This window comes from Ensifer sp. Root278, assembly GCF_001429285.1.
Lineage (GTDB): Bacteria > Pseudomonadota > Alphaproteobacteria > Rhizobiales > Rhizobiaceae > Ensifer.
Genome location: NZ_LMJJ01000035.1, coordinates 1 through 4427, shown reverse-complemented (window position 1 = coordinate 4427; position 4427 = coordinate 1). Strand labels below are relative to the sequence as shown.

General features: G+C 59.0%; 2 protein-coding genes and 5 pseudogenes. 3 read left to right on the top strand and 4 right to left on the bottom strand.

Annotated elements, in window-relative coordinates; all coding sequences use genetic code 11:
• Positions 1-230, top strand: a pseudogene (locus tag ASE60_RS35380) (hypothetical protein); the annotation flags it as partial.
• A 6-nt stretch (positions 231-236) separates the two neighbouring features.
• Here ASE60_RS35380 and ASE60_RS34780 read toward each other — a convergent pair.
• Positions 237-389: pseudogene (locus tag ASE60_RS34780) on the bottom strand (integrase); the annotation flags it as partial.
• On the opposite strand from ASE60_RS34780, the pseudogene repC reads away from it, so the two are divergent.
• Positions 375-499: pseudogene (repC, locus tag ASE60_RS35805) on the top strand (replication initiation protein RepC); the annotation flags it as partial. The pseudogenes ASE60_RS34780 and repC overlap by 15 nt on opposite strands.
• Positions 500-640: 141 nt before the next feature.
• Here the strand turns inward: repC and ASE60_RS21745 are convergent.
• The gene (locus ASE60_RS21745) at positions 641-1741 is read right to left on the bottom strand and encodes a Fic family protein (RefSeq protein ID WP_057252919.1); all 1101 of its coding nucleotides are present in this window, start codon (positions 1739-1741) and stop codon (positions 641-643) included.
• Positions 1742-2378: 637 nt separating this feature from the next.
• Between ASE60_RS21745 and serA the strand changes: the two genes are divergently transcribed.
• The gene (gene serA / locus ASE60_RS21740) at positions 2379-3617 is read left to right on the top strand and encodes a phosphoglycerate dehydrogenase (RefSeq protein WP_057252917.1); all 1239 of its coding nucleotides are present in this window, start codon (positions 2379-2381) and stop codon (positions 3615-3617) included.
• A 170-nt stretch (positions 3618-3787) separates the two neighbouring features.
• Here the strand turns inward: serA and ASE60_RS34770 are convergent.
• Both ASE60_RS34770 and ASE60_RS21730 read right to left on the bottom strand, forming a co-directional pair.
• Positions 3788-3895, bottom strand: a pseudogene (locus tag ASE60_RS34770) (recombinase family protein); the annotation flags it as partial.
• A gap of 151 nt (positions 3896-4046) precedes the next feature.
• Positions 4047-4427, bottom strand: a pseudogene (locus ASE60_RS21730) (recombinase family protein); the annotation flags it as partial.

Genomic DNA, 4427 nt, shown 5'->3' with positions numbered 1-4427 from the left:
CCGGTGCGCAAATTGGCGTGTTCTACGATCCGCGACAAAATGCCGAGCGCGCCGCCGACCTCCAACGCTCGCATCACTTGAAGGCAGAGATGGCGTCGCTTATGCAGCGGGCCGAAGCCTGGGGAAGGGCGGCAGTAGCCGCTGACCTGCGCGATAGATCGGAGGCGGGAGGTGAGCCAGAAGAGTGGCAACCGTTTGAGAGACGAGCCGATACATTGTTCGGCGCGTAGTCTCGCCTAGACGATCAGCCGGGCCGCTCGTCCATTCATTCGTTCGGCGTTGTTGTAGTAACTCGTCGCCTTGGTCACCGATTTATGCAGCGACTGCTGCATCGCTTCCGGCAGGGGAATGCCACGGTTGGCAGCCCCAGTCAGGTCAGTCCGAGCGCCTATCTGGAGGCCTGTGCGGGGACGGAGAACGCAGCGGCCACCATGGCATGCATTTTGGAAAATGGGCAGGGCAGATCAACTTGGCCGGCGGCAACTTGCGCGATCTGACGTGAAAGGCGGAGCGCTGGGAGTTGTCGCGTGCGCCGATGCCGATCGAGCGACTGGGAACCAATGGGAGGAGTGGACAGACGAGTTGGAGCGAATACGGCGGACCATTTAGGGATCGCGGTCAGCGTTATGACTTCTGTTCGCTAGAGGTTCAGAGAATACCGCGTGTGCCTTCGTTCACCAGTTCTCGTGAGTGCTCCTTTTTCGACCAAATCTTGCAGATCACGGGTGGCAGTCGCTCGAGATGTGTTGGTGATCGAGATATAGTTTTCCGCACTTAGACCACCTCGAAAGCCAGCGAGGCCCTCGCGGAACATCCGCGCGATGACCTCTTCTTGACGTTCGTTAAACTGGTCGCGGAAGCGATCGAAATATTGCGCCTTGGCAAGATGAAACGCGACGCGTTTTAGCGTCGTCTGCTGCGCCTCAAGGATGGTCTCGGCAAAGTAGACAAGCCATTCCGTTATATCGAGTGTCCGCTGATGCTGCTCAAGCTGATCGTAGTATGCTTTTCGGTAACGCTCGATAGTGAAGGCTAAAGCAATGAGGCTGGGCTGCCCGATATTTTGTGCAAGTGACTTCTCGGCCAGCGCTCGACGCAGCCGCCCATTGCCATCCTCGAACGGATGTATGCTTTCGAAGTAGAGGTGACCAATCCCGGCGCGTGTGAGGGCAGGGAGGGGAGTTTCAGCCCCGGGTGCAGATCGGTTGAACCACTCGATATATGCCGCCATCTCCGTGGGTACGCGTATCGATGGGGGAGCCTCGAAATGGATAACGGTCTTATCGTAGCGACCGGACACGATCTGCATGGCATCCTCATGTGTTCGGTACGCGCCAATAGTTGCGAGGTGACGGTTCCCGGCCATCAACATCCCGTGCCAACGAAACAGTGTTTTATCGTCCAAGCGCGTGGACCAGTTTGCATAGACGTCAACCATCATCTCTGCGACGCCGCGCTCCTGTGGCCTCACAGGTCGTGTGTCTGCCTCGAGACCAAACTGTCTGCGCAGCGAGGATTGCACACTTAAACGATCGAGCACTTCGCCCTCGATCGCGGAGGTCTTGATCGCCTCCTCGCTAAGCAGCTCGATGCGAATCTGGCTGCGGTCATCATCACTGGCATGACGGATTGCACCAATGACTTCGCCCGACGAGAGGAGGAACTGCCGTTCGAGCGGCGCAAGCCGGGCGGCATCATACTTGAAGTCGGGCCAACCTTGATGTGTCCAGCTCCAATTCATGAGTTATAGATTTCCTTTCTATAACTCACTTTTGACCGAGAAAATGAGCTATAGCAAGTGCGTCAATAGCTCAATCACGCTGGCAGAAGAGAGCTGTAGTGTAGCTACATGGTGGCTGGAATTGATCGTCCAGCGCTATGCCGCTCGCACCAAGGGAAGGGGATAGCCGCAAGAAGCCGAGAACTTCGGTGCTAAATCGGAGGCAAGATCCGGAGAGGGGAGAGGGAGCAGGCAGGAAGAACTAGCACCCGCGCCCTGGGCTGGCAGCACTGAGCTGAAGCCGCGGAGCGGTAGCGACTACCGCCGCGTGGCGCTGCAGATCCTCAAGAGCGGAGCCTGGAAGTCCATGCCGTCCGTGCCCTCAGTGGCCGCTGGAACGCGACATGCAGCGGGCGGTTGGCCCCGTTGGGTGCAGTTCCAGGCGATCGCCGGTAGGTCAGTTGTCAGCCGTTCTTTTTCGTCGTTAGTGTGGCCAAATCAATGGCTTTCTTGCCAACCTTTGGGGAGGAAGCATTGAAAACCGTGGCACGTTGAGATCTGTGCGCGGTATCAAGGTGTTGATATTAGCCTGTCCGGCCGCTTAAACCTTCATAGGCGCCGAAGCCACATCGGCTTTTCGGAAATCGGAGCAACATTTATGACCCGCCAACTGTCTCTCCCACGCGACCGAATTTCCGTGCTTCTGCTGGAAGGCATTAGCCAGACCGCGGTGGACTACTTTTCTTCTTCTGGCTACACCAACCTCATTCATTTGCCGAAGGCGCTCGACGACAAGGATCTTAAGCGCCACATCGCCGACGCTCATATCATCGGCATTCGTTCCCGCACGCAGCTGACGGACGAGATTTTCGAATCCGCCAAGAAATTGTTCGCCGTTGGCTGTTTTTCCGTCGGTACGAACCAAGTCGATCTGGATGCAGCGCGGCGGCGCGGCATTCCGGTGTTCAATGCACCTTATTCAAACACGCGATCGGTGGCCGAGCTTGTGATCGGCGAGATTATCATGCTGACACGGCAGATCTTTCCGCGCTCGGCTTCCGCGCATCAAGGTGGGTGGGAGAAGTCCGCTGTCGGCAGCCGGGAGGTCCGCGGCAAAACGCTCGGCATTGTCGGCTACGGCAATATCGGATCGCAGCTCAGCGCGCTTGCCGAAAGCATGGGCATGGTCGTGCGCTACTTCGATCTTTCCGATCGGCTGCGCCGGGGCAATTCGGAGTCGATGGCTTCGCTCGGCGACCTTCTCGAAATCTCTGACTATGTGACAATGCACGTTCCCGAAACACCCTCGACGCATAACATGATCACCGAAACCGAATTGCGCCGCATGAAGAAGGGCGCCATCTTCATCAACAATTCTCGCGGCACGGTGGTCGATCTCGATGCGCTTGCGAAAGTCCTGAACGACGGGCATCTAGCGGGTGCCGCGGTGGACGTGTTCCCCAAGGAGCCGGCATCGAACAACGAGCGTTTTGAGACGCCGTTGCAAGGCTTGAGCAATGTTATTCTGACGCCGCATATCGGCGGCTCCACTGAGGAAGCCCAAGAGCGCATCGGCGGGGAGGTTTCAAGGAAGCTGGTCGAGTATTCCGACATCGGCTCAACGATGGGCGCCGTCAACTTTCCGCAGGTACAGCTGCCTGAGCGCCCGAACGGCACGCGTTTCATTCACGTGCATGAAAACCGCCCCGGCATGCTCATCCAGCTCAACGAGATCTTCTCGTCGCGCGGGCTGAACATCGTCGCTGAGTTCCTTCAGACGCTTGGCGACACGGGCTATGTGGTGGTCGAGGCCGAAGGAATTTCCGCAAATGCCGACGAGGTTCTTCAGGCCCTACGCGAAATTCCTGGAACGATACGAACGCGATTGGTCTACTGACAGCTGACCGGGGCTCAGCGCATCAGCGAATGATCGCCTTTGGTTTGGTTGCCATCGCTGAGATCGCAGGCCTGGTGGAGCCGCGTGCGGCCGGAGCTGCTCCGCCGTTCCTGCATGAGGCGTTCAGGAACTTTCGGGGAGGGGAGAGCGAGCAGGGACCGGAAGAACCCGCCGCCGCGCACGGGCCGTTCTCCCATCTGGTCCAGTTGCGGGGCAATGTCGCGAAGCGATAGGTCGGGATCGGCGATGGCGATCGCTGCCACCGACCGCAGGGTGTGACGAAACCGCATCGGCGGGCTTCTATTTGAGCGATTTGGCACCGGCGAAGATCGGCGGACTCTACCAGATTCAGTGGATTTTCCGTCACCTCAGAGAAGTTGCTGCCGTCGGTCTGGAGCCGCGCGATCGGCCGCCTGATGAACCGGGCCCTCAGCGACGGATAAGGCCGAAGCGGTGGGCTTCGTCCAGCAAGTCTCGAACGGAGGAGGGCTGCCACTTCTTGCCGCCGCGCACAGGCCGTTCGCCCATCTGGTCCAGTTGCGCGGCAATGTCGCGAAGCGACAGGTCGGGATCGGCAATGGCGATCGCCGCCACCAGCTTCATCAGATGGTCCTCGGGGGCGCGGCGAGGGGATCGGGCCAGGAGGTCTTTTTCCGCGAGCTTTTCGCGGACCAGGCGATGAACGGCGCGTCGCAGGCGCTCGACGGTCCAGTCGTGACCGCGGCGATTGAGCACCCGCACGACATTGTCCCAACTGTGCTGGGGCCGGAGTTGCCGTACCATCGGCAACCACGTCTGCGCGGACGCAAT